Source organism: Streptomyces sp. NPDC059900 (assembly GCF_050270335.1).
GTDB lineage: Bacteria > Actinomycetota > Actinomycetes > Streptomycetales > Streptomycetaceae > Streptomyces.
The window spans coordinates 1-2114 of the sequence record NZ_JBNNJZ010000032.1; the positions used below are offsets into that span (position 1 = coordinate 1).

Sequence of the window (2114 nt, forward strand, 5' to 3'; positions counted from 1 at the left end):
CAGGGGGGGGGGGGGGGCCCCCCCAACCCCGGGTTCACCCCCGGGGGGGGGGCCCCCGGCCCCCGCGCGCCCCCGACCCGCGGGTCAGAACGCCAGCGTCACGAAAGACGCCGTCAGCAGGGTGCCGCCCGCCAGGGCCAGGATCCAGGCCGTGCGGGGCATGCGCAGGCCGCCGGCCACCACCACGGCCGACAGGAGCAGCGCGCCGCCCAGGGGGAGCCAGGCGTGGAGGAAGCCGGGGCCGCCGGTGCGGACCACCTCGGACGTGCCGGGCTTCACCGCCACCGGAACCCGCATCCCCTTCTCCTCCGCGATCGAGCGGTCGATCACGACCTTCGCGCGCGGCTCGAAGCCCTCGGTGGAAGGGACGTACGAACCGACGCACGTGTCCGAGGAGCACCGCGTCACCCGCATCGTGCCCCGCTCCCGGTCGTCGGAGAGCATCACGTGCTGCGCGGTGCCCCAGGACGCCCAGACGCCCGCGACGATCAGCAGCGCCGCGACCGCGCCCATAGCCGTCCGGCGGAGGAGCAGCAGCGCGTTCATGGCGGCGATCCTTGGCCATGGGGATGCGCTCAGTCAACAGCCCCGGGCAAGTGCTGATGAGCCGTACCGGGGCAAGTGGTTACGAGTTGTACGAACTCTGCGCCCGCTCAAGGCCCTCGGTCACCAGCGCCTCCGCGGAATCCGCCGCCCGGTCCACGAAGTAGTCCAGCTCCTTGCGCTCCGCCGATGCGAAGTCCTTCAGGACGAAGTCCGCCACCTGCATCCGCCCCGGCGGACGCCCGATCCCGAACCGCACCCGGTGGTAGTCGGACCCCATCGCCTTCGTCATCGACTTCAGACCGTTGTGGCCGTTGTCGCCGCCGCCCAGCTTCAGCCGCAGCGTGCCGTAGTCGATGTCCAGCTCGTCGTGGACGGCGACGATGTTCGCCGTTGGCACCTTGTAGAAGTCGCGCAGCGCCGTCACCGGGCCGCCCGACACGTTCATGTACGACATCGGCTTCGCCAGCACGACGCGGCGGCTCAGCGGACCCGCGGGACCGATCCGGCCCTCCAGGACCTGCGCCTGCGCACGCCCGCTCCGCTTGAACGAGCCGCCGATCCGCTTCGCGAGGAGATCGGCCACCATGAAGCCCACGTTGTGCCGGTTCATGGCGTACCCGGGGCCTGGATTGCCCAGACCCACGATCAGCCAGGGCGCGCCGGGATCCGTCGTCATCTGCATGTCTCCTTCATAGCCCAACCGCCGCCCCGCGCAGGAGCGCGGAGCGGCGGTTGGCAGAGTCGAACCCAGTCGAGCCCGGTCGGACCCGGTCGAGCTCAGGCGATCGCGGTCGAGGCTCAGGCCTCGGCGGCGGCGTCGCCCTCGCCCTCGGCCTCAGCGGCCTCCTCGGCCTGCGCGGCCAGGACCTGGAGGACGACGGTGTCTTCCTCGACGGCGAGGGACGTGCCCGCGGGGAGGGTGATGTCCTTGGCGAGGACGGTCGCACCGGCCTCGAGACCGGCGATGGAGACGGTGACCGACTCCGGGATGTGCGTGGCCTCGGCCTCGACGGGCAGCGCGTTCAGCACGTGCTCGAGCAGGTTGCCGCCGGGGGCGAGCTCGCCCTCGGTGTGGACGAAGACGTCGACGTTGACCTTCTCGCCCTTGCGGACGAGGAGCAGGTCGACGTGCTCCAGGATGCCGATGCGCACGGCGTCACGCTGGACGGCCTTGGGGATGACCAGCTGGCTCTTGCCGTCGATGTCCAGGTTGATCAGGACGTTCGGGGTCTTGAGCGCCATCAGGGTGCCGTGGTGCGGCAGCGTGATGTGGATCGGGTCCGAGCCGTGGCCGTAGACGACGGCGGGAAGCTTGTCGGCGCGACGCAGACGGCGGGCGGCGCCCTTGCCGAACTCGCTGCGGACCTCGGCGGTGATCTTCACCTCGGACATGTGCACTCCTCGTATGAGCGGTGACGGAACAGAGTCGGTCACCCGGCCACGACTTACTGGCCTGCTACGAAGAGCGCGTCGATAACGGACAGCCGTACCGCAATGAGTACGGCCTCCCTCGCCGAGCAACTCGGTGAGTCTACCCGGCGGGAGGCCGCCCCAAAAATCGATCTTCA

General features: G+C 70.5%; 3 protein-coding genes. All 3 read right to left on the reverse strand.

The window, feature by feature from the left end:
- Nucleotides 1-84: 84 nt before the first annotated feature.
- The 3 genes from ACQKIP_RS07725 to ACQKIP_RS07735 all read right to left on the reverse strand — a co-directional run bounded on the left by ACQKIP_RS07725 (nucleotide 85) and on the right by ACQKIP_RS07735 (nucleotide 1938).
- A complete protein-coding gene (locus ACQKIP_RS07725; RefSeq protein ID WP_365863878.1) occupies nucleotides 85-546 on the reverse strand; it encodes a hypothetical protein in 462 nt (153 codons plus the stop codon).
- Between the two features lie 79 nt (nucleotides 547-625).
- Nucleotides 626-1228 (reverse strand): aminoacyl-tRNA hydrolase, encoded by a 603-nt coding sequence (pth, locus tag ACQKIP_RS07730; protein WP_365863876.1) that lies wholly within the window; start codon nucleotides 1226-1228, stop codon nucleotides 626-628.
- Nucleotides 1229-1344: 116 nt separating this feature from the next.
- Nucleotides 1345-1938, reverse strand: coding sequence for a 50S ribosomal protein L25/general stress protein Ctc (locus ACQKIP_RS07735; RefSeq protein WP_365863874.1), 594 nt, complete (start codon nucleotides 1936-1938; stop codon nucleotides 1345-1347).
- Nucleotides 1939-2114: the final 176 nt, after the last annotated feature.